The organism is uncultured Friedmanniella sp. (genome assembly GCF_964244005.1).
In the GTDB taxonomy this organism is placed as follows: domain Bacteria; phylum Actinomycetota; class Actinomycetes; order Propionibacteriales; family Propionibacteriaceae; genus Microlunatus.
The window spans coordinates 19,227-42,954 of sequence record NZ_CAXTHG010000003.1; the positions used below are offsets into that span (position 1 = coordinate 19,227).

General features: G+C 67.1%; 22 protein-coding genes and 1 pseudogene. 11 read left to right on the plus strand and 12 right to left on the minus strand.

Going from position 1 to position 23,728, the window contains the following annotated elements; genetic code table 11:
- Window positions 1-224 precede the first annotated feature (224 nt).
- The 6 genes and pseudogenes from ACFE76_RS02520 to ACFE76_RS02545 all read right to left on the minus strand — a co-directional run bounded on the left by ACFE76_RS02520 (window position 225) and on the right by ACFE76_RS02545 (window position 5,407).
- Window positions 225-1,376 (minus strand): tyrosine-type recombinase/integrase, encoded by a 1,152-nt coding sequence (locus ACFE76_RS02520; RefSeq protein ID WP_375430162.1) that lies wholly within the window; start codon window positions 1,374-1,376, stop codon window positions 225-227.
- The gene (locus ACFE76_RS02525; RefSeq protein WP_375430163.1) at window positions 1,373-1,558 is read right to left on the minus strand and encodes a helix-turn-helix domain-containing protein; all 186 of its coding nucleotides are present in this window, start codon (window positions 1,556-1,558) and stop codon (window positions 1,373-1,375) included. Before ACFE76_RS02525 ends, ACFE76_RS02520 begins: the two co-directional genes overlap by 4 nt.
- Window positions 1,559-1,745: 187 nt before the next feature.
- Window positions 1,746-3,262 (minus strand): annotated as a pseudogene (locus ACFE76_RS02530) (replication initiator).
- The gene (locus tag ACFE76_RS02535) at window positions 3,259-4,791 is read right to left on the minus strand and encodes an FtsK/SpoIIIE domain-containing protein (protein ID WP_375430164.1); all 1,533 of its coding nucleotides are present in this window, start codon (window positions 4,789-4,791) and stop codon (window positions 3,259-3,261) included. Before ACFE76_RS02535 ends, ACFE76_RS02530 begins: the two are co-directional and overlap by 4 nt.
- A complete protein-coding gene (locus tag ACFE76_RS02540; RefSeq protein ID WP_375430165.1) occupies window positions 4,788-4,985 on the minus strand; it encodes a hypothetical protein in 198 nt (65 codons plus the stop codon). Before ACFE76_RS02540 ends, ACFE76_RS02535 begins: the two co-directional genes overlap by 4 nt.
- 11 nt (window positions 4,986-4,996) lie before the next feature.
- Window positions 4,997-5,407 (minus strand): hypothetical protein, encoded by a 411-nt coding sequence (locus ACFE76_RS02545; RefSeq protein WP_375430166.1) that lies wholly within the window; start codon window positions 5,405-5,407, stop codon window positions 4,997-4,999.
- A gap of 128 nt (window positions 5,408-5,535) precedes the next feature.
- Between ACFE76_RS02545 and ACFE76_RS02550 the strand changes: the two genes are divergently transcribed.
- Both ACFE76_RS02550 and ACFE76_RS02555 read left to right on the plus strand, forming a co-directional pair.
- Window positions 5,536-6,270 carry a multiprotein-bridging factor 1 family protein gene (locus tag ACFE76_RS02550; protein WP_375430167.1) on the plus strand — a complete coding sequence of 245 codons (735 nt, stop codon included), beginning with the start codon at window positions 5,536-5,538 and terminating at the stop codon, window positions 6,268-6,270.
- 5 nt (window positions 6,271-6,275) lie between these two features.
- On the plus strand, window positions 6,276-6,758 hold the full coding sequence (locus tag ACFE76_RS02555) for an NUDIX domain-containing protein (RefSeq protein WP_375430168.1): 483 nt from the start codon (window positions 6,276-6,278) through the stop codon (window positions 6,756-6,758).
- On the opposite strand, the gene ACFE76_RS02560 is transcribed toward ACFE76_RS02555, so the two are convergent.
- The gene (locus tag ACFE76_RS02560) at window positions 6,722-7,267 is read right to left on the minus strand and encodes an HD domain-containing protein (protein ID WP_375430169.1); all 546 of its coding nucleotides are present in this window, start codon (window positions 7,265-7,267) and stop codon (window positions 6,722-6,724) included. The genes ACFE76_RS02555 and ACFE76_RS02560 overlap by 37 nt on opposite strands.
- Window positions 7,268-7,303: 36 nt before the next feature.
- On the opposite strand from ACFE76_RS02560, the gene ACFE76_RS02565 reads away from it, so the two are divergent.
- On the plus strand, window positions 7,304-8,542 hold the full coding sequence (locus tag ACFE76_RS02565; protein ID WP_375430170.1) for a DUF262 domain-containing protein: 1,239 nt from the start codon (window positions 7,304-7,306) through the stop codon (window positions 8,540-8,542).
- A gap of 770 nt (window positions 8,543-9,312) precedes the next feature.
- Here ACFE76_RS02565 and ACFE76_RS02570 read toward each other — a convergent pair.
- The 4 genes from ACFE76_RS02570 to ACFE76_RS02585 form a co-directional block, all read right to left on the minus strand.
- The gene (locus tag ACFE76_RS02570) at window positions 9,313-9,987 is read right to left on the minus strand and encodes a hypothetical protein (RefSeq protein WP_375430171.1); all 675 of its coding nucleotides are present in this window, start codon (window positions 9,985-9,987) and stop codon (window positions 9,313-9,315) included.
- 288 nt (window positions 9,988-10,275) lie between these two features.
- Entirely contained in the window at window positions 10,276-11,790 is a 1,515-nt protein-coding gene (locus ACFE76_RS02575; RefSeq protein ID WP_375430172.1) for a restriction endonuclease, read from the minus strand.
- On the minus strand, window positions 11,735-12,334 hold the full coding sequence (locus tag ACFE76_RS02580; RefSeq protein WP_375430173.1) for a hypothetical protein: 600 nt from the start codon (window positions 12,332-12,334) through the stop codon (window positions 11,735-11,737). Before ACFE76_RS02580 ends, ACFE76_RS02575 begins: the two co-directional genes overlap by 56 nt.
- A 417-nt stretch (window positions 12,335-12,751) precedes the next feature.
- The gene (locus ACFE76_RS02585; protein WP_375430174.1) at window positions 12,752-14,029 is read right to left on the minus strand and encodes an ATP-binding protein; all 1,278 of its coding nucleotides are present in this window, start codon (window positions 14,027-14,029) and stop codon (window positions 12,752-12,754) included.
- A gap of 344 nt (window positions 14,030-14,373) precedes the next feature.
- On the opposite strand from ACFE76_RS02585, the gene ACFE76_RS02590 reads away from it, so the two are divergent.
- Both ACFE76_RS02590 and ACFE76_RS02595 read left to right on the plus strand, forming a co-directional pair.
- Window positions 14,374-15,858, plus strand: coding sequence for an amino acid permease (locus ACFE76_RS02590; RefSeq protein ID WP_375430175.1), 1,485 nt, complete (start codon window positions 14,374-14,376; stop codon window positions 15,856-15,858).
- On the plus strand, window positions 15,855-16,742 hold the full coding sequence (locus tag ACFE76_RS02595) for a universal stress protein (protein WP_375430176.1): 888 nt from the start codon (window positions 15,855-15,857) through the stop codon (window positions 16,740-16,742). The genes ACFE76_RS02590 and ACFE76_RS02595 overlap by 4 nt, the downstream gene beginning before the upstream one ends.
- A gap of 7 nt (window positions 16,743-16,749) precedes the next feature.
- Here the strand turns inward: ACFE76_RS02595 and ddaH are convergent, their stop codons facing one another.
- Entirely contained in the window at window positions 16,750-17,535 is a 786-nt protein-coding gene (ddaH, locus tag ACFE76_RS02600) for a dimethylargininase (RefSeq protein WP_375430177.1), read from the minus strand.
- A gap of 260 nt (window positions 17,536-17,795) precedes the next feature.
- Here ddaH and ACFE76_RS02605 point away from each other — a divergent pair, with 260 nt between their 5' ends.
- The 6 genes from ACFE76_RS02605 to ACFE76_RS02630 all read left to right on the plus strand — a co-directional run bounded on the left by ACFE76_RS02605 (window position 17,796) and on the right by ACFE76_RS02630 (window position 23,686).
- Window positions 17,796-19,019: an EAL domain-containing protein gene (locus ACFE76_RS02605; protein WP_375430178.1), complete on the plus strand. Its 1,224-nt coding sequence runs from the start codon at window positions 17,796-17,798 to the stop codon at window positions 19,017-19,019.
- A 162-nt stretch (window positions 19,020-19,181) separates the two neighbouring features.
- A complete protein-coding gene (locus tag ACFE76_RS02610; protein ID WP_375430179.1) occupies window positions 19,182-20,588 on the plus strand; it encodes an L-serine ammonia-lyase in 1,407 nt (468 codons plus the stop codon).
- 251 nt (window positions 20,589-20,839) lie between these two features.
- Window positions 20,840-21,634: a transglutaminase family protein gene (locus ACFE76_RS02615; RefSeq protein ID WP_375430180.1), complete on the plus strand. Its 795-nt coding sequence runs from the start codon at window positions 20,840-20,842 to the stop codon at window positions 21,632-21,634.
- A gap of 138 nt (window positions 21,635-21,772) precedes the next feature.
- Window positions 21,773-21,979 (plus strand): hypothetical protein, encoded by a 207-nt coding sequence (locus tag ACFE76_RS02620; protein ID WP_375430181.1) that lies wholly within the window; start codon window positions 21,773-21,775, stop codon window positions 21,977-21,979.
- Between the two features lies 1 nt (window position 21,980).
- A complete protein-coding gene (locus tag ACFE76_RS02625) occupies window positions 21,981-22,808 on the plus strand; it encodes a metal ABC transporter ATP-binding protein (protein ID WP_375430182.1) in 828 nt (275 codons plus the stop codon).
- Window positions 22,805-23,686, plus strand: coding sequence for a metal ABC transporter permease (locus tag ACFE76_RS02630; RefSeq protein ID WP_375430183.1), 882 nt, complete (start codon window positions 22,805-22,807; stop codon window positions 23,684-23,686). The genes ACFE76_RS02625 and ACFE76_RS02630 overlap by 4 nt, the downstream gene beginning before the upstream one ends.
- Window positions 23,687-23,728 lie beyond the last annotated feature (42 nt).

The following is a 23,728-nucleotide window of genomic DNA, read 5'->3' on the forward strand; positions in this document are numbered from 1 at the left end:
GTTCATACTCCCCCAAGCCACTGATGCTGTCAGACCAGGATTGGCCTGCGGCCATGACCTGGAAGCTCCTTTAGGCGTCCGCTTTGGCGAGGGATCGAGTGGGGACAAGTGACGTGCCGCACCGTCGTCCGTCGAGGAGCACCACCCGACATCACCCACATCCCTTTGCAGTTCCGGCTCATGCTGACCATGCGGTTCCGGGGGTGGTTGAATGGCTCGAGCAGTCACTCGTGAGCCCCTTCTTGGCCCCCCAGGACGCGGTCGATCGCGTCGGCCGCCTCGCGCAGCGCCGACGGCATCACGTGCGAGTAGAGGTTCATCGTGATGCCCAGCTGCGAGTGCCCCAGGACCTCCATCACCACCCTCGCCGGCACCCCCTGCGCCAGCAGCAGCGACGCACAGGTGTGCCGCATGTCGTGGAGGCGGATCCGCCGCACCCCGGCCTCGACGATCAGCGCGTCCAGCACGCGAGCCAGGTTCCGCGGCTCGATGACCGTCCCGATCGTCGTCGTGAACACCAACCCGGTCTCCTGCCAGTACGGCTCCAATGCCGCACGCTCCTCCTCCTGGCGCCTCCGGTGCTCCTGCAACACGGCGACGGTCACCGCCGGCAGCGGGATGTCCCGTCGCGACCGCGCGGACTTCGGCGGCCCGAACACCATCCCGTGCCCGTACACCCGCTGCGCCGTGTGCCGCACGTGCACCACCCGCCTATGCAGGTCGACGTCGGACCACCGCAGTCCCAGGAGCTCGCCCCGGCGCATCCCTAGGCCGACGCCCACCGCGAACAGCGCGTAGAGGCGGTCCCCCTGGGCCGACCGTAGGAACGTCCCCGCCTCCTCCGGCGACCAGGGCTGGACCTCCTCCTGCTCCGCTCGAGGGGCCCGCACAAGCGCGGCGACGTTCCGCTCGATCAACTCGTCCCGCATCGCCTCCGCCAGCATGTTCCGCAGAGTCGCGTGGACGATCTGCACCGACCGCACCGACAACCCGGACTCCAGCTTCGCCGCCAGCAACGCCCGGACGTGCGCGGGTGTGAGGCGACGCAGCGGGTAACGGCCCAGACCCGGCACGATGTGCAGGCGCAACGTCGACCGGTACGACGACACCGATGACGGCCGCAGCCGTGGCGCGACCACATGGCCCATCCAGTGCGAGGCGTAGGACTCCACCGTCCACGACTCCACCGCCAGCGGCACCCCCGCCGACGTCTTCGCCACCAGCACCGCCAGCTTCGCCACCGCCTCCCGCTGCGTCCTCGCGTAGACCGCCCGCCGAACCCGGCCACCGTCAGGACGCAACACACAGTGCGCGCCCGTCCAGCGACCGTCGGCACGCCGGTAGACCGAGCCCTCGCCGTTCGTGCGGCGGCTCATGCCACCCAGGCCTCCTCGGCCAGCCGCTGCACGTAATCCCGCAAGGGTCCAGCAGGGACTCGACGTGACCGGCCGATCAGGATACTCACGACCTCGTGGCGGCGCATCAGCTCATACAGCTGGGATCGGCTGACACCTAACGCTTCCGCCGCCTCAGCAGGCGTCAACAGCAACTTCTCCATGATCGTCTTCCGTTCTGTGTGGGTTGGGGTCTCGGCCTCCCCGACTGGGGATGGTGTGGTCTCCGCCCTGGCCGTCAAGGGCAATTCGTGTCTTGCGGATTCGCTGCGCTCTCCCTGGACGGCCAGGCCGGAGACCAAGACTTGGCTGGTGGTCGGGGAGGCCGAGGTGAGTGGTCGGCTGCGGCTCTCAGGGCGGCTGCTCGGTTGCCGAACGGCTGTCCACAGCCTGTTTCGCGGCCTGGTACTGGGCGCGCCAGCGGTGCCGTTCAGCGATGGAGGCGAGGAGGACGCGGGCGTAGGTGTGCGGGTCGGGTTTGGTGTCGGTCCAGAAGAACCGGGGCTTCCCGTCCGCGGCCAACGTGTCGGCGGCGAGCCGTTCGATCTCGGGGGCGAGGATGCCTGCGGCGAGGAGGGCTTGCCGGACGACGTCGGCACGGTCGGCCTTGTGGCGGGCCAGCGATTTACCGGACCACTGCCGGGAGACGAGGACGCGTCGGCCGCCGAGGCCGAGGTTCTCCCGGTCGTGCGCCTTTGAGGGGCACCGTCCGGGCTGCAGGCCGGGGCCGGCGTGGTCGGGTTGGATGCCGTACCGCAGCCAGTTAGCGCAGCCCGGTGAGCAGGGCAGAAACCGGAGCTCGGCGTGGAGCCGGTCGACGTGGCGTTCCCGGTCCAGGTCGGCGCCGTCCTGGTCGTCGGCGTAGGTGTCGGCGACGGACTTGGTCAGGTACTTCGTCAGGTAGCGGACGGCCCGGTCCGCGTCCGGGGACGGTGCAACGATGCCGCGCAGTCGGTCTGGGTCCCGAACCGCATCACATGGACCGACCGTGCGGCGGGGTCGATGCTCAGCCGGTCCACCGCCTGCTGCCAGCTGGGCAGGAGTTCCCCGGTGTCGGGGTCGGCGTAGTCGGTGCCATCCCAGACCGGAAGCCGGTCGACGTAGACGGCGTGGTCGTGCGGCGGCCACCACACCTGTACGTAGGTGGCTTTGACGACCTGGCGGAGCAGCTCCCGCGGGATCGCGCCTCGGATGGCGGCGTGCAGGTGGGGGGCTAATCGTTTTTGGGGTTCGAGGGCGGCGAAGTACTGGACTTTGTAGCCGGCGCAGCGGCGCAGGTTCTGCCAGAACCGGTCGACCAGCTTCGGGAAGTGCAGCGCGTCCAACGCCGCCCGTCGGTAGTCATATTTCGACGGCACGACCGGGACGCTGCTGCCGGGTCGGACGGGTCCGTAGCTGGACAGGGTGAGAGTGAGGAACATCGACGGCCGGTACTCCCGCCCGTCCGGCGCGGTGAACACCCGACCGACCGTCCGGTCCTCGACCGCCACCTTGGGCAGATCGGTGGCGTCGTCCCGCCGACGGGTCGACCGCACCCGACGATCCCCACCATCACCAGCTGGGTCGGCCTCCTGCCCGCCCTGATCGTCTTGGGACTCGTGGTCGGCATTATCGCGAACGGGTGGCGGTGGTTCTTCGGTGCGGTGCCAGCCCTCGGCGCACTGTTGCATCCGTAGCACCCGGGCCTTGTGGGCGCACGGTGGGCAGACGCTCTCCCGGGTGGACCCGCACGGGATCGCGACCCGGGTCTCGGTGTCGGTCTCGCGGTCGATGACCCGCCGCAGCAATGGCCGGATGCACACCTTCTCGACCATCGCCAGCTCCCGCACCACCGACGCCGGTAGCCGCAGCATGGTCGTTTCGGTCATGCCGCCTCCCCCGGCGACCAGGACGGCGAGGCGGGGAGGGCGAGCAGTTCGTCGTTGGTCGGCTCCAGCTGAACCGCCGCCGGCTGGAGTGCGGGCGGCTGGAGTGCGGGCGGTTGGACGAGGTCGGTGATGTGGTCGTCGGTGAGGTGGCTGAACCGGACCCGGACGGGTTCGGCGATACCGTCGACGGTGACGTAGCCGATCCCGGGCTGGGTGTCGGGGATGAGGTCGCAGCGGGCGCCGCGGTCCCGGGCGCCGGGGCCGAGAACGAGGTGGACCTGTTCGGCCTCGTTGAGCCGCAACGCGATCCGGGTCGGGGACAGGTCCCGGGCCGGGATGGTCTCCTTCCGCGGGTCCTGCACCGCCGCCACCACCGTCACCCCGACCGCCCGGCCCTGCGACAGCAGCAGCCCGAGCGCGTTCCCGATCCGCCGCTTCAGCTCCCGATCCGATACATAGGCGGTCAACGCGGCCAGCTCGTCCACCACCAGGACCAGGAACGGTTCCGCCACCGAGGGTTCGTGCAGCCTGGTCACCCCGCGAAGGCTGTCCTGGCGGCGGCGCATCACCTCGACCGCGTCCTCCAGCACCAGGGCGAACTCCTGCTCGAACCCTTTGCCGGTATCGGTGCTGCCATGGACGAACCGGTCGAACAACGGCCGGCCGGCAGCCAGCTCCATCCCGCCTTTCGGGTCCAACGCCCACACCCGCACCAGTCCTACCCGGACGGCCGGGGCGAGCTGGGTGATCACCGACCACAACACCGACCCCTTGCCCGCACCTGTGGCCCCCACCACCAGGACGTGAGTGCCGAGCAGCCGCAGCCGGTAGACCTCCCCGTCCTCCCGCAACCCCACCGCCAAACCTGCTAGACCCGCCAGACCCGCCAACGACACCTCGCCCGACGGCAGCGGCTGGACGGGTTGTGTGAGCGGGTCGCGGGTCAGGAACCAGAGCTCGAGCAGGTGCGGCCGTTCCGGCACAGTGCGGACCCGGCAGTCCTGGGCGCCGAACGTCTGGCACAGCCGGTCCGCCACCTTCGCCCAGTCCTCCAGCGTCTGCCCGGGCAGCATCCGCACCCGCACCCGGTCCACCGCCCTCGTCGAGGTCACCCGCACCAGCACGGGCAGGTGCTCGGCCCCGCCGCGGTGCACGTTCAGGCCGGCGGTGTCGACCGAGGCCTGCCACAACCGGCGGTACACCCAGAACTGGCGCCACCCCGACCGGAGCCGCAGCCCGACCCACCACTCGAACAGCACCGGACGCCGCCACCGGAACGCCACCAGCCCGGTTGCCAGCACCAACGCCGCCGACAGCACGAACGCCGACCCGAGGTGCCGCCAGACCAAGGCCAGCACGACGACGGCAGTGAGACCGGCGAGAGCGGTCGGGGACGTGACCACCGCCAGCACCAGCCGGGCCAGCCGCCGGGCCAGCCAGCCGACCACCAGCGCGGTCAGGGAGATCCGGACCGGCTCCCACCGCACCCGGATCGGGGACTCTTCGACCTTGTGTCCGCCGAGGTTCACAGCCGGGTCACCTCCCGCCACAACGCGTCCCCGACCTGCTGCAGCCCGTGAGTCAACGCCCCACCGATCGGGGTCGCCGCCAACACCAGCCCGAACAGCACACACACCAGCGCCCCGGACGGCCGCAACACCCGCAGCCGGAGCAGCATCACGATCACCACACCGAGCACGACCGCCGCCCCCACCACACTCATCTCCGAGACCCCTACGCCGCGGAGGACTGCGGACGAGCAGCCCGGCCCGGGGCCGCCATGCCGGTCGCACGCAGCGAGTAGGCGATCTTCGACCGGCCGTTCCCGACCTCCTTCATGTACGGGGTGACCAGCAGCCCCTCCAGCATCACCGGCCGGACGGGGGTTCCCTCCATCGCCGACGGTGGGACCGGCTGCACCGGTGCGGTGATCTTCACCTTGAACGTCCGCTCCCGCGCCTCCGGGTCGAAATCCATCACGTCGACCACCCACACCGGCAGCCCGGAGTCCCGGTCCAGCTGCTGCACCCGGTTCTCCCGAGTCGACCGGTCGAAATCCACCAACGGCGCTACCGCACCCACCACCCCCACACCGAGGGGAAACACCTCACCGCACTCCACCCGGAACGGACCTTGAACCGCCATGACTTGCTCCTCACCTGGACTGCCCTGCTGGCCTTTCCAGCGGACAGGTCTGATCCTGGTGGGACGGTGAAGACGTCTACACCGCACTTGAGGGACGTTTGGGGACAGTCCGGTGTACGTTGGCGTCCGTGGTCAACCAGCGGTTACGCAACGCGCTCAGCGCGGCCGAACTCACTCAGGCGCAGCTCGCCGAGCGTGTCAGCGTCGACGCGAAGAGTGTCGAACGCTGGATCACTCGCGACCGGATGCCGCACAGCAGCACCCGGGTGAGGGTCGCTCGCCTCCTGGGCCAGGACGAGACCTACTTCTGGCCGCAGCTCCTCAGCACCGAGCAGAGCCGAAACGCCAGCCAAGCCGAGCTCGTGCAGATGTGGCCGACCCGCAACACCGTGCCTGGAGAAGTGTGGCGATCCCTCTTCCAGCAGGCGGCCGAGCAGATCGATGTGCTGGTCTACTCCGGCGGGTTCCTGGTAGAGGCCTACGACTTGGTCGAGGTCATACGCAACAAGTCCGCCGCCGGCACTAATTTCCGCCTCCTTGTTGGCGACAGCCGATCTGAGACGGTCCGGCAACGCGGGATCGAGGAAGGGTTACCGACCCTGCCGCAGCGGTGTCAGTCGACACTGGAGTACCTCAGCGATGTCCGCACGCTTCCCGGGGTTGATATCCGCATCCACCAGACGGTGCTCTACGCCAGCCAATTCCGCTTCGACGACGCCATGCTGATCAATAACCACACCTATGGCGCCTTTGCGGCTAAGTCACCGATCATGCACCTTCGCAAGGTGCCAGGTGGGCAACTGTTCGCCTACTATGCCGCCGCCTTCGACCGCGTCTGGGAGACCGCACAGACGCTAGCCTGAGCGACATGGGTGAGCGGATCGACTACTACGACGACCCGGACGCTCCGCCGGCCAACAGCATCAAGCCCAGCGCAGCCGCCCTCGTGGTTTGGGACGGCGCCATCCTGCTCACCCAGCGCAGCGACAACGGCAACTGGTCGATGCCCGGCGGCGCCCAAGACCCAGGAGAGTCCCTCACCCAGACCGCGATCCGCGAGACCCTCGAAGAGTCCGGCATCTACATCCGACCGACCGGCGTAGCTGGCATCTACACCGACCCCAAGCACGTCGTGCACTACACCAGCGACGACGAGGTTCGCCAGGAGTTCACAATCGTGTACCGGGCCCACTACCTGTCAGGCGAACCGACGACTAGCGACGAAACCACTCAGGTCGAGTGGGTGCCCGTCGAGCGCCTCGCCGAACTCAAGATGGACCGGAGCCAGCGGATGCGCATCGAGTGGGGCCTCACTCACGCTGATACTTGGATCGACCCGCCTGGCGCCTGACATGACGCCATCAAGATCGGCCTGGCCCGCCTAATGAACCGCGTCACCAGATCTTCCGGCCCATAGCGTGTAGCGATCTCGTCGAGCCGATCCTCAACCGTCACGGTCTCCCCTGTGGGGCCCGTGGTCATGTCAGCCCACCACACCAGCTGGTGAGCGGCGGCAAGATCATCATTGACGGCGAAGTCCCCGTAGACGGCTAGGTCGATGCCTCGCTCTTCCGCCTCGATCATGCTCGCCGAGTGACGTAGGACCAGGCTGCAAACCACCGGCGAGAAGCCCTCCCGAGCTAGCAAACGAGCCCCGTCGAGCGGGTGGAAGCCTGTGTCCGGATACCCGTAGCCGATGTCGTGCAGGGTTCCTGCCGTGACCAGATCCTCTCGGAGCCCCTGGCCCACCAGCGTCTGTACCGACTGAACCTTGCGACCCACCTCCAGGGAGTGAGCACGTCGGTCCGGCTCAAGCACGTCGAGCCACCCACGCAGCTCGTCCGGTGTCACCGAGACCATGCACCCATACTGACCGGCGGAGCGCCGATCGTCACCATGCCAGCCATCAGTGCACTGCCGAATCTGCCTCTACTCAATCAAGGCTCGCTGCGCTCGGACGCGGCGCGTGTCCTCGCTGCGCTGCGGGCCGCGCCGCACAGTGACCGTCAGGCCCTCCCCCTCCCGCAGCTGCGCGCCGGCACTAGTGTGGCGCCACCGTCGCTTCGAAGGAGAAATATGCAGGGCAGTACGCCGCAGACCTACACCATCGCCGACTGCCTCAAGTGGTATGACGATCAAGAACTGGTCCTGAACCCGAAGTTTCAGCGCGGCTCCGTGTGGTCCCCTCAGGCACGTACCTACCTGATCGACTCGATTCTCCGCGGCTACCCTATTCCGAAGTTGTTGATCCGGACCTCGGTAGATCGAGATAATCGCCGAACGATCCGAGACGTCGTCGACGGACAGCAGCGTCTCCGCACGATTATTGACTTCAACTCCGGGCGACTCATCCTCGGCGCCAAAGCCAAGGAATTTAAGGGGTACCGGTACGCGGACCTCAGTAACGAACAAAAGGACTCGTTCTTAAGTTACAAACTCACTTGTGAACAACTTATCAACGCGAACGACGACGACGTACTCGAGGTTTTTGTTCGGATCAATTCCTATGCTGTGCCTGTGATCGAACCCGAACTTCGGAATGCACGCTTCGATAATGACTTCAGCGACTTGGTTAAGGAGACAGTACTTGCCGTTGCACCGCTCTGGCATCTGGGAGTGATATCTGAGCGTGACCGCGTGAGAATGGTAGACCAGTCAGTTGTCGCGGAACTTTATGCCTTTCTAGCGCGAGGCGTGGCAGACGGAGCAGAACCCGATATCACGCGGTACTACACCAGCGTTAGGACTGCTTCGCGCGAAGCCCTGCCGTCGCAAGACTTGCTCATCTCTCTAGTTGGCGAAGCAGTTGACCTCTTGGGTGAACTCGCGAACGAACCGATCGTGCAGAGGCCACACCTGCTCATGTTACTTGCCGCATTGATGTATGCCCGAGGAGTGCTGCCGACGGGGAAGCTCATTCTATCCGAGGTGCCGCCGCCAGATCAGTTGATGGTCGAGAGGGATCGGATACTGGAATCTCTCGCGGTACTTAATCTCGCCCTCTCAACCGACCAGGAGGGAGCCAGGTTCACGGACTTCCGTGAGGCTCGGGCTTCGACCGCCCGGATGCGTAGTCGCCAGGTCCGATTCGAGTACTTGGCAAAAGCGCTCGCCGGTCAATTCTCAAGTTTGTAACTCTGTACTCCCGGACGAGTCCTAATCACATGAGTGCAGCTTTGGCGACTCCTGTCGACGCTTTCGTGGCAGAGCTAGATGAGTTGGAATCAATCTTCTCAGTCTGCAAGGGTAATCGGTCTGTAGCTGGCCACGGCTATACCTATGTGCCAAGCGAGGACGGGTGCCTGGTGTCGCTGTGGGACGCTTGGACTCGATTCCTGAGAGCTCTGGTTATGAGTTCTACGTCTGGCCCAATAATCGGTCTAAGTGGTGCCTCCTACACGCCTGTCCAAGTTAGAACAGAGGCCCAAGTTCTATCCGATCTAGCTGCTAACACTCGTGGAAACAACTTCGGCATCATTCAAGGCGAGCCGAAGTGGAATGATCCAGTCCGTCTGACAAGCATAGTGAGTTTCCTCGGTCTCGGGAACGGTGCAGTCATCACCAACGCCATCACTTCCAGCAGCGTGATCTTAGGTGCAATTTCTGTAGCTAGCCCACTCGAAGAGATCCGCAAATGCCGAAACTACGTCGCGCACAAGGCCCCGCCCACTCTTCGCGACGTGCAATCCTACTCACACTCATTCACGACCTTATCGGACCATTTGCGGCGCTACCGGTCGGGCGTTGAAACGTTTTCCGAGTGGCGAGATTGCCTAGCAGCACTCGCAGAGGCCGCGGGACAATGACGAATCGCCGAACCGCTTCCTCATGCTCAGCCCGGTCTGCGGTCGCAGTCGCCTGTCATAGCAAGTCAGCTGAACACCCGATTCCGACACTTCTAGAGCTCATGTGACCAGATCTGGTGCAACTTCGACAAACAGTGAATGGCCAGCATACGTGAATGGGCCCTCTACTTGAGTCACCGGAAACCTTACTCGGGCTTCCCGAACAAGGTCAGCACCAACACCGCGGCATCGCCATGCACGTGCGGTCCAAAGATGCGCGAGTGACTCGTAGACGCCATCCTCATCTCGGTCATGGAGGATCGCAAATCCGACGAGATTTCCGGCGCAAGGTGTTTGGTCCCCGGAACCCATGGCTGAGTAGGGCGCAACGAAAAGCAGCCATACACCAGCTTCATCAGGGGTGAAATCCCATCCGCAGTCTCGTCTGTAAGCGCGAGCCGCCTGGGCAAGAGGGGAACCCTCCCACTGATCGATATAGAAGGCGCCGGGAGGATCACCCTCAGAGTACTCGTCAAGATCAATTTCCACAAAGACAGGCGCCCACTCGTCTTCCTCCCGGTAAGGTCCCACCCATCGAAGGACCGGGCCAAGTTCACCGGCAACGCCATCGCGGGCAAGGGGGACTAAATTTTCGAGATCCTCAACGAGGACCGGAAGCGACTCACTGTTCTCGGCGGCGAGAGTTCCGGGTGGGGTCAGGGCCGATAGCGACCGATGTGCGGCCCGGATGGTGGCATCAAGCGGCGAGACCAGCCGTGGGTCGTCGTCGGTCATGAGTGCTCCTCGCAAGTGCGGCACGGGGTCCGGTCCGAACAGTGTCCACCTGGCACTCTACGAACCAACCGCCGGTCGCAGATCCTGGCGGCCGACGCGGCGGTGCATGGGATCAGAGCCGGCGGCGCGGAGGACAAGCGCTCGCGCGCCCCAGGGCCCCTTCGTTCAGACTGACGTCGAAGACGAGCTTAGACATTCGTTTCGTGCACCTCGTGGCGACCACCGCTCCAGCCAAGTGGCCAGAGCCGATGAAGCAGCTTGCTGATGCTGTGCGAGGCGCGCCACCGCTTAGTGATCTTCCAACAATACCGCAAGCGTCTGGTAGCAGTGACGGTCCCTTACCAAGGTGAAGATAGCCAATGCGTCCCAAGCAGATGCAGTTGGGGGCGCCGCCTGGTGATGTGGGCCAGCCGGCTCAGTTGGGGACCAGGCCTCCCGGTATACGACCCGAGGTGCCATTCGTGCTTCTGATTCTTTCATGCCCCACCACCCGGCGTCCGACTCCCCGATGACCACAGTCGCATCAGCGCCGACTGCGAGGAACTCGTTATTCGCATACTCGTACAACTCGGACAATCGAAGTGCCGTTGCCAGGTCCATCACGACGGCAGCAGCGTAAGACGCGCGCCTCTTCTCGAGTGCCACATGCTCGAACGGCGCGCCGAACAGTTGATCGATTTCAGCCCGAGGCCCATCCGCCCCGCTAGCAAGCCCGAATCCTTCGTCATAAGCATCTGCAATCCAGTCGACAACTCGATGCAGGTACTCAGTCGTAACAGTTTTATCGATCCTACTCATCGCTACCACAATTGGCAGCAAACTGGATGCCCACACGTCGGATAACAGATGTGCGGTTCCGGGCTGCAAGGTAAGCAAATTGGTCAACACCTTCGCTCCAATTCCGGCCGATGACGCAGCTTCCGGTTCTTGAAGAAGAAGGTAGAGTGCACACAATTCAGCCGCTTTAAGGCAGGCCGTGGGGTATGTTACATAGGGAACTCCCCCGAGATCGCGAGCGAGTTGAACTGAGTCGTGCGTTCGAGACTCGAGCCACTCCAGGAGTGGCGCGACTTCCGCGATGAAGAGCCGACGCGCAAGGCGAGCAGCCCCTTCATTCGACTGTGAGAGAGCCTCCCTCAAAAGAGAAAGCGCCAGTACTGATGCAAGGTCGGGACGCGACGACCGACGGCAGGAGTTCGCCAGGACTGCGGTGCAAATGCTGGCTACCTGGATATCACCAGTAAAAAGTGATCGACATTCCTGCTGAAGTTGCATCTGGTCCATCTTGCCATCCTCGATAGCCGCCACTAGCCGCAGGATCCGTCCCGCTTGATCCGTCCCTCGCAGGCCAGCATCGGGGTCATCCAATAGCCAGCGTCTCATCTCGTCTCGGTCCCAGACCTCGAGCGTAGGCTCACCTCGCTGAATCGCTTGCTGCGCATAATTTTGGGCTGCAAGCGTGGCTCCGCCCTTTAGCCGCCCTGTCGTCAGCAATACGCCGACTCGCCTGAGTGACTCATCAAAGGATGGGTGCGACAGAGTATTCAGCCGTGCTTCATCCAATTGTGGGTATACTGCTCGCCATTCACCCTGCCCCATGTCGCCAGCTTTAGACTGAATGCAGTACTGATAACGAACTCCCTCGAATACTCTTTGAGCGACGAAGTCCTTACCGAACTCGAATCCGCCATGCGTAAAATGAACTTCCGTGAATCCACGGCGATGCAGGAGAGACAGCAAGACCAGGTCAAACTCCCGTTCCGTTACGGTCTCTAGGTACGCGTCGATGACGTCGTCCAGCATCCGCTTCCTCCCTTTTTCGCTGCATGATCGCTTTGTAGCGGGCATCTTGCTCAGCTGTAGGTGACCCCAACGCCTGAAGATTTTGTGCGGTAGCTGGGTTCATGAGTAAGGACATTCCCACGGGCTGTCCGGCTTCGTCGAACTCCGATATGTGCACTTTCTCAAGTGCGTCTAGTAAGGCGTCGTAGGTTAGAACACCGCCGGCATCGACAACATTTCCGGTTGCCATAGTAGTTCGATCGATGAGTTCGTAAAAACCCGGCATCACTTGACTGAGCGTGGCGTGAGCCGCGCGTTCGACGATCTCGCTTATCTCCGTGAAGTCGCCGGCAATCGCCCTCTCGTAGCTCATGATTAGATCGGTGGATACCGCCAGAGGCTCCGCGACTGGGATCTCACGGCCATCGTCGGTACGGATGGGATCGACCCTAAGAACATCACTACGCCTATGTGGGATCTGCGCGTAGACGGGATCGATTGCCTTCATCAACGGATCGACGCACTCCCAGAGGAAGGTCAGGAAGGCGCTTTCGTACTCGGACATCCTCAGCATTTCAACCGTCCGATCAATCCGTGGAACGTAGAAGTGTTCCCCTGAGTATGTCAGCCGCTCACCCGACCTGTGGGGTATCCGCTATAGCAGCTGGCGACGGCGTACCTAACACTCGCTGGTTCACACACGGGACATGAGCGGCAATCGCACCAGCGGTGGGTGGGGCGCCACGGCGCACCGCCAAGACGCATGACTTTCCTCGGGCTCTCGTCGCACCCTGGCGCAGGCTAGCGGCGCCGTCGGCTTGAGGTTTGAAGGCGGCGCCCTTGACAGCAGCGTTGACAGCAACGGTGTCCCCCGAGGCGATACCCGCGCAACCGCTAGATCGCTCTGACTAGGGACGACAGACACCGGTGGACTACTGGCGTCGACCTTGTAAACAGGCGGTTGTCGGTTCGAGTCCGACCGTCAGCTCGATGGGGACCAGAGCCGGTCGACTGGCATGACGTGCAGACGATCCTCGTACGGGTAGGACCACAATCCGAGGTTGAGCGTTACCCCCGCGATGAAGCGCTCCCCCAGGGCGTCGCGCATCTTGCGCAGCCCGCGAAAGTCGTCACCGCTGACGCGCTCAGCGCTCTTGACCTCGAAGCCGAGGACGCGACCGTCGTCGAACTCGATCACGAAGTCGACCTCGTCGCCGTCGTGCGTCCGCCAGTGTCCTACGGTCACCTGCTCGTCGAGCCACGAGATCTGCTTGCGCAGCTCGCCGACGACAAAGGTCTCAAGCAGGCTGCCGAACTCCGAGCGAGCGGTTGCGTCCAGAGTGGAGAGCTTCGCCGGCGTGAGCCTCAGCAGTCGGGCGGCGACGCCAGAGTCAATGACGTGCACCTTGGGGGTTGCTACCGTCCGCGCTCGCAGGGTCTTGCCCCACGCCGGTAGGCGTTCGACGAGGAAAAGGTCTTCCAGCAGGCGGGTGTAGCTCTCCAACGTCGTACGGTTGCCTCCCAGAACGTCTGCGACCTTGCTGATCATCGCGAGCTGGCCGGTTCGCCCGGCCAGCCAGCCGAGCAGCGAGCGAAGCAGTTGCCGCTGGTGGATCTGACCAAGTTCAGCTGCGTCGCGTTCGACGGACTGGGTTACGTAGCCGTCGAACCAGCGGTCGCGGGACGGCCCCGGTCGTTGTAACGCCAAAGGCATCCCGCCGGCGCAAATGCGCGCCACGTAGTCGCTACGCCTCGTGTCTGAACGCGGATGGCGACCGACCAAGGCCGCCGGGTCGTCCCGCAACGCCTCGACCATATCCTCCCGGACACCGCCGATCTCCCCTTGAGAGAGCGGCCAGATCGTCATCAGATGCAACCGACCCGTGAGCGCCTGGGCAGTTCTCGGGATGGCGTCCTGGCGGGTGGATCCCGTCAGGACGGCAGTGCCGGGCGCAGAGCCGTTGACGTTGAGTCGCGCCTTCAGCGCGTCCAACAGCAGGGGCACGTGCTGGTACTCGTCGATGCAGGCCAGGCCAGGACCACCGACGGCCAGACGTGGATTGGCCGTAGCGGCCTCTCTCACCGACGGCTCATCCAAGTCCACGACCGCGACGCCTCGCGCCTTGGCTAGCGCGCGGAGCAGCGTCGACTTGCCCACCGAACGCGGCCCGTGCAGAGCAATGACCGGTTCTTCGCCCACCAGTTGATCGAGGATGGGTTCCAGCCGTCGCGGAACGACCTGCACGAGGGGGGCCGACATGGACACATCCTAGCCCCACCGTCAGATTTGAGGACCCTGCAGTGTCAGATTTGAGGACTTGAGATCGTCAGATTTGAGGAGTTCGGACCATCAAACTAGAGGATCCAATCCACGTGTGCCTCAGGCGGGTCGGGAGTCCCGAGTCCACGGCAAGTCGATCAGCGGTCACCCACGCCGCGCGCCGCGGGGCGCACGAGCGTCCATCGGCCCCTTCGGACTCCGCGCCCAAGAAACGGTTGCGTGACAGGCCCCGCGGGGGCTGGCCACGGGGGCCGGCGGACCGAGAGACTACGGGCCAGCCGCCGGCGGAGCCTCCCGCCGGGGCAACCTGTGATCGGAGCGTCATGAGCACCTCTACCGCGCGACCGGGACTGAGGGGCGAGCTGTGGCGCCGCAAGCCCATCGGTGAGAGCGCGAACCCTCACGGACCGCGGCTGGAGCGCACGATCGGCACGTTCCAGCTGACGATGTTCGGCGTGGGCGCCACGATCGGCACGGGCATCTTCTTCGTGCTGGGACAGGCCGTGCCCGAGGCCGGCCCGGCGGTGATCATCTCCTTCGTGCTGGCCGGCATCGCCGCCGGGCTCGCGGCCCTCTGCTACGCCGAGCTTGCCTCCTCGGTGCCGGTCTCGGGCAGCACCTACTCCTACGCCTACGCCACCCTCGGCGAGGTCGTGGCCATGGGCGTGGCGGCTTGCCTGCTGCTGGAGTACGGCGTCTCGACCGCCGCGGTCGCGGTCGGTTGGTCGGGCTACCTCAACGAGGCCGTGACGAACATCTTCGGGTTCTCGCTCCCGGCGGACCTGCTGGCCGCCCCGTTCGCCAAGGGCGACGGGGCCACCGGCATCATCAACCTGCCGGCGGTGATCCTGGTCGGGCTGTGCATGCTGCTGCTCATCCGCGGGGCCAGCGAGTCGGCCAAGCTGAACGCCATCATGGTCGTGATCAAGCTGACCGTGCTGCTGATGTTCGTCGTCATCTCCTTTACCGCGTTCAACGGGGACAACTTCACCGACTTCACCCCGATGGGCAAGGCGGCCATCGGGACCGCGGCGGGCACGATCTTCTTCTCCTTCATCGGTTTGGACGCGGTCTCGACGGCGGGCGACGAGGTCAAGGACCCGCAGCGGACCATGCCGCGAGCACTCATCGCCGCGCTGATCATCGTGATCGTCTTCTACGTCCTGGTGGCGTTCTCCGCGCTCGGCACCCAGCCCTGGACGGCGTTCGAAGGTCAGCAGGAGGCCGGCCTCGCCAAGATCCTCGAGGACGTGACCGGGGTCAGCATCTGGGCGACGATCCTCACCCTCGGCGCAGTGATCTCGATCTTCTCCGTCACCCTGGTCACGCTCTACGGACAGACCCGCATCCTGTTCGCCATGGGTCGCGACGGCATGCTGCCGCCGATCTTCTCTCGGGTCAGCGCCCGCAGCCAGACCCCGGTGAACAACACGATCATCGTGGCGGTCGTGGTGGCGATCCTGGCCGCGTTCGTCCCGCTGGACTACCTCATCGACGTCGTCTCGATCGGCACCCTGACCGCCTTCTGCGTGGTCTCCGTCGGCGTGATCATTCTGCGGGTGCGCGAGCCCGACCTGCCCCGCGGGTTCAAGGTGCCGGGCTATCCGGTCACCCCCGTCCTGGCGATTATCGCCTGCGTCTACATCCTGTCGAGCCTGCAGTGGGTCACCTGGGTGGTGTTCGCCTGCTGGGTGCTGGTCTTCCTGGCCTTCTACCTGCTCTACGGCCGGAAGCACTCGGTCGTCGGCAAGCTGCAGCGTGGGGAGATCGCCCCGACCGAGGTCCCCGTCGAGGACGGTCACGCGTGAGCGTCGTCGTCGGCTATCTGCCGCACAAGGGCGGACGCGGGTCGCTCGACCTGGGCCTGCAGCTGGCGCACGCGCTGGACGAACCCATGGTCGTGGTCACGGTCGTCCCGCGCCAGTGGTCCACCCCGTCAATGGCCCGGGTCGACGCCGAGTACGCCGACTACGCGGTCCAGGTGGGCCAGGAGGCCGAACGGCAGGCCCGCGCCTACCTCACCGACACCACCGTCAAGGTCGACATCAGCTACCGGTCGGTCACCGGCCGCTCGACCGCCAGTGCGCTGGTCGACGCGGTCGGCGAGCTGGGCGCGACTGTCCTGGTGCTGGGCTCGTCCACCGACGGCCAGGTCGGGCGGGTCGTCGTCGGATCCACGGCGGACAAACTGCTGCACGCGGCCCCGGTGCCGCTGGCCATCAGCCCGCGGGAGTTCCGCTCGACCGCCTCCGACGGGGTGACCAAGGTGACCGCCGCGTTCTCCGACTCCGACAGCTCAGCGGCCGTGGTCGGCCGGGTCCGGACGTTGACCGAGCAGTTCGGGGTCCGGCTGCGGGTGGCCAGCTTCGGCGTCCGCGGGGCGACGATGTACCCGCCCGTCTCCGGCATCACCGCGGAGGACTCCGTCCTGGACTCCTGGGCCGACCAGGCCGAGGCTGCGCAGCAGGCGCTGGTCGCCGACGGCGTGATCGGTGCCGACACCGAACGGGTGATCGCCACCGGCGCGACCTGGAGCGACACGATGGCCTCGATCCCGTGGGAACCGGGCGAGGTGCTGGCCCTGGGGTCGTCGTCGATGGGACCGCTGGCGCGGGTGTTCCTGGGCTCGCGCGCCACGAAGCTGATCCGGCACGCACCGGTGCCGGTGATCGTCCTGCCGACCGGCGGCTGAGCGGCGCTCAGCCGCGGACCCGTACCGACAGGCAGGTCACGCAGCCCTCCAGCCGCTCGAACTCCGTGATCGGGACGGTCACCACCTCCAGACCGCGGGAGGCGTACAGCTTCGCGGTCTGCGGCGCGTCGGCCGACATCAGGACTGCCCCGTCGCCGAGGTCGACGACCGCGGTGCCGTGCTCCTCCGGGACGGCGAGGAACGAGCCGAACGTACCCGGATCGTCGACCAGGGGCGGGTGACCGACCACCGTCCCGTCGGGCAGGGCGGTCACCGCGGACTTGAGGTGCAGCACCTTCGAGACGGGTACGGCGACGACACGCCGACCGTAAGGCTTCACCAGCGCCGCCAGCTGGGCGATGCCCTGGTCGTTGGTGCGGGTGCTGCGGCCGACGTACAGCACGTCGGCGACCTCGAGCACGTCTCCGCCGTCGAGGCGCCCGGCTCCGCTGATGGCGGCCACGTCCAGGGCAACGCCGGCGTCGACCAGCCGGTCCAGACCCGCGGCGGTGCTGGTGAGCTCGCCCCGGCGCGACGGTGCCCCGGGGGAAGTCAACACGGCCAGCCGGTCGACCACGATGAGCGCGTCCTCCACGAACACCCCGTCCGGGTGCTCGGGTGCGGCCTCGAGCTCGACGACGTCCCAGCCGCGGTCGGCGAAGGCGGCCACGTAGCCCTCCCACTGCTGGCGAGCCAGCCCCGGATCGACCGGGACGCGGTCCAGGTGGGTGAGCTCGCCCTCAGCGAGCCGGGGCGAAGGCGGGCGAACCAGGATCAGCGGCAGCGACGGCATCACCCCAGTGTTGTGCAGAGGCGTGCGGGCTGGCGGAGCCGCGGCTCCGGCGGGGAGCAGAACCCCGCGTTCGGCACCGTCACCATGCTGCTCAGGTCGCGCCCGTCCCCAGCCCGGCGCCGCGGTCGAGGCGTTCGTCCTCCGGTTCGGGCTGAACGACGAAGCAGCAAACCTCGCGCCGCACGCCCGCTGACCTATCGGCCGGGCGCCGATCCGCCGCAACATCGACCCGAGAGCGGTGAGGGTGCGACACTGGGCCCGTGAACGGTCCCCCCGCCGCACAACAGCGCAAGGCGACCGCCGGCCCGGCCTACCGGGTGGCGGCTCTGGCGGCGCGCTCGATCGGCGTGGCCGACGCCACGTTCGTCCTGGTCGACGGCCACCTGCAAGGGGTGCTGGCCACGACCCGTACCGATATCGACGCCAATCCGGAGGCGGAACGGCTGAGCGAGCTGGTCGCCACCCGCGGCGAACCGGTGGTCGTCGAAGACCCGAGCTCGGCCGACCACGAGGGCGGTACCGGCGCGTTCCTCGGTGTGCCGCTGGTCGGCCCCTCAGCGGCGGTCGTCGGTGTCCTCTACCTCACCCACCCCAGCGCCCGGACGTTCTCCACCACGGACGTGGAGCTGCTCACCGACTTCGCAGCGGTCGCGGCCGACCAGCTCGACCTGACGCGTCGGGCGAACGAGCTCGAGGCTCCGAGCGAGCGCGGGGCCGCCGCGTTGGTCCGGGCCATCGGGCACGGCGAGATCGTCCCCTGGTACCAGCCGATCGTCGACCTGGAGACCGGCCGGATGATCGCCGTGGAAGCCCTCGCGCGTTGGGAGCACCCGTCCGGCACGCTCGACGACCCCGCCCAGTTCGTCCCGTTGGCCGAGCGGTCACACCTGATCACCGACCTCGACCGGGTGGTGATCGGGCAGTCGCTACAGGACCTGGGCCGGTGGCGCGTCCAGCACCCGACCCTGCGGCTGAGCGTCAACCTGTCCGGTCGACACCTCGACTCCGAGGACTGGGTCGCGATCGTGGAACGTCAGGTGGTGCGGGCCGGTCTCGAGCCGTCGGCGGTGACGCTCGAGCTCACCGAGACCACCCGGCCGGCCGGACCGGGCCTGAACACCGACCGGATCGTCGAGGCGCGGGCGGCGGGGTTCGAGGTCTGGTTCGACGACTTCGGGTCCGGCTGGGCCGCGCTGCAGGAGCTGCTCACCTTCCCGCTCGACGGGATCAAGATCGACCGGTCGTTCGCGGCCGAGCTCGGGCGACCCACCGACGACACGATCGTGCGGGCGATGGCGCGTACGGCCAACGAGCTGGGTCTCCGCGTGACGATGGAAGGGGTGGAGACCGCCGAGCAGGCTGTGATCGCTCGGGAGCTCGGCTGCCACTACGGCCAGGGTTTCCTGTGGTCGCGACCGATCCCCGCCCTGCGGGTCGACCGGCTGCTCGCCACTGCCGACGGCGAGCTGCCCGTCCTCGGCTGAGTCAGGTCAGGACCGATCCCTCAGGACGCGATCGTCCACGGGCGGCCGAGACGTTCAGCCACACCTCGGCGTTGGTGCCGGCGTCCTGGCTGATCGCTACCCCGACGTTGGCGCCTACCCGCGCCTTCCACCGCGCCAGGCCGGAGGAGGACACTGAGGCCCGTGACCGTGAGCGTGTTCGACCTGTTCAGCATCGGCATCGGTCCGTCCAGCTCGCACACCGTCGGCCCGATGCGGGCGGCCGGTCGCTTTGCCACCGCGCTGGCCGACGAGGGGCTGCTGGAGCGTACGACGCGGGTCCGCGCGCAGCTCTTCGGCTCACTCGGCGCCACCGGGCACGGTCACGGCAGCTACGACGCGGTGCTCTGGGGGCTCGAGGGTGAGGATCCCGAGACGGTGGACACCGCGACCGGACCGGTACGGGCCGCGGAGATCCGGCGGACCGGCCGGCTACGGCTGAACGGCCGGCACGAGATCGACTTCGACCCAGACGCCGACCTGGTGCTGCACCGGCGGCGCGCGCTGCCCTTCCACCCCAACGGGATGACCTGCACCGCCTACGTCGGCGACCACGTGCTCAGCGAACGCACCTACTACTCCATCGGCGGCGGCTTCGTGCTGGACGACGACGGATCCGGCACCCCGACCTTGCTGCCGGACCCGACGCCGGTGCCGTACGCCTTCCGGACCGCGGCCGAGCTGGTCGGCCTGTGCCGCGAGCAGAGGATGAGCGTGAGCGAGCTGATGCTGGCGAACGAGTGCGCTCGCCGGCCCGAGGCCGACGTCCGGGCCGGCCTGCTGGAGATCTGGGGCGTGATGGCCGGCTCGGTGCGGGCCGGCAGCCAGGCGCACGGCGTGCTGCCCGGAGGGCTGCGGGTACGCCGGCGCGCAGCCGAGATGTACGACCGGCTGGTCAGCGAGGCCGACGGTCTCGCGGCCCGCGACCCGCTGGAGGTGCCGGGGCCGGTCGACCCGCTCAGCGCGCTGGACTGGGTCAGCCTGTGGGCGCTGGCGGTCAACGAGGAGAATGCCTCTGGTGGTCGCGTGGTCACCGCGCCGACCAACGGGGCCGCCGGCATCATCCCGGCCGTGCTGCACTACGCCGTCCGGTTCGTACCCGGCACCGACGACGACGGGATCGTCCGGTTCCTGCTCGTCGCAGGGGCGATCGGCGCGATCTACCAGCAGACCGCCTCCATCTCCGGCGCCGAGGTCGGCTGCCAGGGCGAGGTGGGTACCGCCTGCTCGATGGCCGCCGCCGCGCTGACCGAGATCCTCGGCGGCACGGTCGAACAGGTCGAGAACGCCGCCGAGATCGGGATGGAGCACCACCTCGGCCTCACCTGCGACCCGGTCGGCGGGCTCGTCCAGATCCCCTGCATCGAACGCAACGCCGTCGGCTCGGTCAAGGCCATCACCGCCGCCCGGCTGGCCATCCGCGGCGACGGCCGGCACACCGTCAGCCTGGACAAGGTGATCAAGACGATGATGGAGACCGGCGCTGACATGAAGGTCAAGTACAAGGAGACCTCCCGCGGCGGGCTGGCCGTCAACATCGTGGAGTGCTGACTGCCGCTGAGCCGGACCGCCTGCGCGCCACTGCCGCCTGCGAGCCCGCGCCGCCGGCAAGCCCGCGCCCCTGACCTCCCCCTGGAGGGTCACTTCACACGCCGTAGGGCGACCTCACACACGCTGGCGGGGGTGTGAAGTCGGCCTTGAGTGTGTGAAGTGACCCTCGAGGCTCCGCCGCGGGACGGGGACCGGGGCGGGGGCCGGGCGTCGTCACCGGGCCGGAACCTGGGCGTGGAAAAGTTGCTGACATGAAGCGTACGGTCACGTCCCACCTCGATCTCACCCTCTCCGGGCCGACAAAGCTGGTCTACAGCGTCGCGGTGGCGGCCGGAGCACCGTTCGAGACCGAGCTGTTGTCGGTCGTGGCGGACGGCAAGCCGGTGGAGCCGAAAGAGCTGGTGGACGCGAACGGCACCCGGCTGCACGTCGTCGAGACGTCAGCGCAGCTGGTCAGCCTGGACTACCGGGCGGTGGTGGACGGGCAGTTCGCGATCCCGGCCGTCGACGAGCTCGACCTGATCACCTACCTGCGCCCGAGCCGTTACTGCGAGTCCGACAGCCTCGGGCCGACCGCGGCGAGTGAGTTCGCTGGCCTGCAGGACGAGCCGCTGCTGGCCGCGGTGGGGAACTGGGTCTCGGACAAGCTGGACTACGCGGCCGGCTCGAGCCTGCCCACCGACGGCGCCGTCCGGACCCTGCTCGGCCGCCAGGGTGTCTGTCGCGACTTCGCGCACCTGTCGATCGCGCTGCTCCGGGCGCTGAACGTACCCGCTCGGATGGCCGCGGTGTTCGCGCCCGGGCTCAGCCCGATGGAGTACCACGCCGTCTGCGAGGCGTACGTGAACGGCGTCTGGTACGTCGTCGACGCCACCCACCTCGCTCCGCGGCAGAGCCTGCTCCGTGTGGCCACGGGCCGCGACGCCGCCGACACCGCCTTCCTCACCAACCTCGGCGGCGGTGTCCAGCTGAGCGCCCTCGAGGTCACGGCCACGGTCGACGACTTCCCCTACGACGACGGAAGCCAGCTGCTGCAGCTGGTCTGATCGCGAGCCGCCCGTGGACGGAGGCCAGCGGCGGAGCGCTCGTGACCCGAGCACCTCTAGCGGCTTTGACACTCATTATCATTCTGGCTACCGTCGTCACGACACCGTGCTCGGCCCCCTGAACCTCTCGAGGACCCGATGAACCGCCCCTGCGCCCTGCTGCTCGCCGGCGTGGCGGTGACCGCGACCGCCTGCTCCTCCGGCGCGAGCGGCACCCCGGCGGCCGACGGTGGATCACCAGGGGCGATCACCGTCACCGTCACCGAAACCATCCCCGCAGGCGACACCTACCTGACCTGGATGACCAAGAACGTCGACGCCGTCGCCGCCAGCCTCGGTGGCTGAGGTGGTCGAGACACACGCGCCGGACGCGATCCTGGCGATCCGCGACGCGACCCTCGCGTTCGGCGACCGGACGCTGTGGTCGCACCTCAACCTGAGCGTCCGGGCGGGTGAGTTCGTCGCCGTCCTCGGTCCGAACGGCGCCGGCAAGACCAGCCTGCTGCGCTGCGTGCTCGGCACCCAGCCGCTGACGTCCGGCTCGATCGAGATCCTCGGCCAGCCGGTCCGCCGCGGCCACCCGCTCGTCGGCTACGTCCCGCAGCAGCACCTGGCCGACCACGGCACCCCGCTCCGGGCCCGCGACTTCGTCGGTCTCGGACTGAACGGGCACCGGTTCGGCGTTCCGCTGCCGAGCCGGGTCCGCCGTCGCACCGTGGACGCGATGCTGGAGACGGTGAACGCGAGCCAGCTCGCGACGATGAGGATCGGCAACCTGTCCGGCGGTGAGCAGCAGCGGCTCCGCATCGGCCAGGCCCTGATCGGGAGCTCCCGGCTGCTGCTCTGCGACGAGCCGCTGATCTCCCTCGACCTCTACCAACAGCGCGCGGTCAGCTCCCTCATCGACACCAGCCGGCGCGACGCCGACCGGGCGGTGCTGATGATCACCCACGACGTCAACCCGGTCCTGGACATGGTCGACACGGTGGTCTACGTGGCCGCCGGCCAGGTACGGACCGGGTCGGTGGAGGAGGTGCTGACCACCGAGGTGCTCTCCGACCTCTACCAGACCCGGGTGGACGTGATCCGCGCCCGCGGTCGGGTCATCGTGGTCGGGCTGCCCGACGGTGCGCACGAGGGCCACGAGGCCCGGCCCAGCGGGGACGCCGGATGACCCACGACATCTGGGGCGAGCTGTTCCGCTTCGACAACTACGCCGAGCTGCTCGTCCTCGTCCGCAACTCGATCATCGCCGGCGCCGTCCTCGGCCTCACCGGCGGGCTGATCGGCGTCTTCGTGATGGCCCGCGACATGGCGTTCGCCGTGCACGCCATCAGTGAGCTGTCCTTCGCCGGAGCGGCCGCCGGCCTGCTCTTCGGGGTCGGCGTCGTCGAGGGGTCCCTGGTCGGCTCGCTGGCCGCCGCGCTGCTGATCGGGCTGCTCGGCTCGCGCGCCCGCGACCGCAACTCCATCATCGCCGTCCTGATGCCGTTCGGGCTCGGCCTGGGCATCTTGTGCCTCGCCCTCTACTCCGGCCGCGCCGCGAACAAGTTCGGCCTGCTCACCGGGCAGATCGTCGCCGTCGACAACCCCCGCCTGACGGCCCTGCTCATCATCTGCAGCATCGTCATCGTCGGGCTGCTGCTGGTCTGGCGGCCGCTGATGTTCATCAGCATCGACCCGCAGGTGGCCGAAGCCCGCGGCGTCCCGCGCCTGGCCGTGTCCATCCTCTTCATGGTGCTGCTCGGCCTCGCCGTGGCCGTGTCGGTCCAGATCGTCGGCTCGCTGCTCGTCCTCTCCATCCTGGTCACCCCCGCCGCCGCCGCGCTCCGGGTGTCCGCCTCGCCGGTGGTCGTGCCGCTGCTGTCGACCCTGTTCGCCGTGGTGTCCACCGTCGGCGGGATCATGCTGGCGCTCGGCGGATCGGTGCCGATCAGCCCGTACGTCACCACCCTGTCGTTCCTGATCTACCTGATCTGCCGGCTGCTCGGCTGGTTCCAGAACCGACGGCAGCGGTCGCGGCGGCCCGAGCTGCTGGGGGCGACGACGTGATCGGAGCGGCTGCGTTGGTTGGAGGCGCCAGCACGGGTCACT

Coding starts and splice junctions, on each gene's coding strand:
- ACFE76_RS02570 (WP_375430171.1), bottom strand. CDS start 9,987: ATGACCGACGACGACCCACGGCTGGTCTCGCCGCTTGATGCCACCATC.
- ACFE76_RS02590 (WP_375430175.1), top strand. CDS start 14,374: ATGAGCACCTCTACCGCGCGACCGGGACTGAGGGGCGAGCTGTGGCGC.
- ACFE76_RS02580 (WP_375430173.1), bottom strand. CDS start 12,334: ATGTCCGAGTACGAAAGCGCCTTCCTGACCTTCCTCTGGGAGTGCGTC.
- ACFE76_RS02520 (WP_375430162.1), bottom strand. CDS start 1,376: ATGAGCCGCCGCACGAACGGCGAGGGCTCGGTCTACCGGCGTGCCGAC.
- ACFE76_RS02540 (WP_375430165.1), bottom strand. CDS start 4,985: ATGAGTGTGGTGGGGGCGGCGGTCGTGCTCGGTGTGGTGATCGTGATG.
- ACFE76_RS02575 (WP_375430172.1), bottom strand. CDS start 11,790: ATGCTGGACGACGTCATCGACGCGTACCTAGAGACCGTAACGGAACGG.
- ACFE76_RS02620 (WP_375430181.1), top strand. CDS start 21,773: ATGAACCGCCCCTGCGCCCTGCTGCTCGCCGGCGTGGCGGTGACCGCG.
- ddaH (WP_375430177.1), bottom strand. CDS start 17,535: ATGCCGTCGCTGCCGCTGATCCTGGTTCGCCCGCCTTCGCCCCGGCTC.
- ACFE76_RS02585 (WP_375430174.1), bottom strand. CDS start 14,029: ATGTCGGCCCCCCTCGTGCAGGTCGTTCCGCGACGGCTGGAACCCATC.
- ACFE76_RS02565 (WP_375430170.1), top strand. CDS start 7,304: ATGCCAGCCATCAGTGCACTGCCGAATCTGCCTCTACTCAATCAAGGC.
- ACFE76_RS02545 (WP_375430166.1), bottom strand. CDS start 5,407: ATGGCGGTTCAAGGTCCGTTCCGGGTGGAGTGCGGTGAGGTGTTTCCC.
- ACFE76_RS02615 (WP_375430180.1), top strand. CDS start 20,840: ATGAAGCGTACGGTCACGTCCCACCTCGATCTCACCCTCTCCGGGCCG.
- ACFE76_RS02560 (WP_375430169.1), bottom strand. CDS start 7,267: ATGGTCTCGGTGACACCGGACGAGCTGCGTGGGTGGCTCGACGTGCTT.
- ACFE76_RS02555 (WP_375430168.1), top strand. CDS start 6,276: ATGGGTGAGCGGATCGACTACTACGACGACCCGGACGCTCCGCCGGCC.
- ACFE76_RS02525 (WP_375430163.1), bottom strand. CDS start 1,558: ATGGAGAAGTTGCTGTTGACGCCTGCTGAGGCGGCGGAAGCGTTAGGT.
- ACFE76_RS02630 (WP_375430183.1), top strand. CDS start 22,805: ATGACCCACGACATCTGGGGCGAGCTGTTCCGCTTCGACAACTACGCC.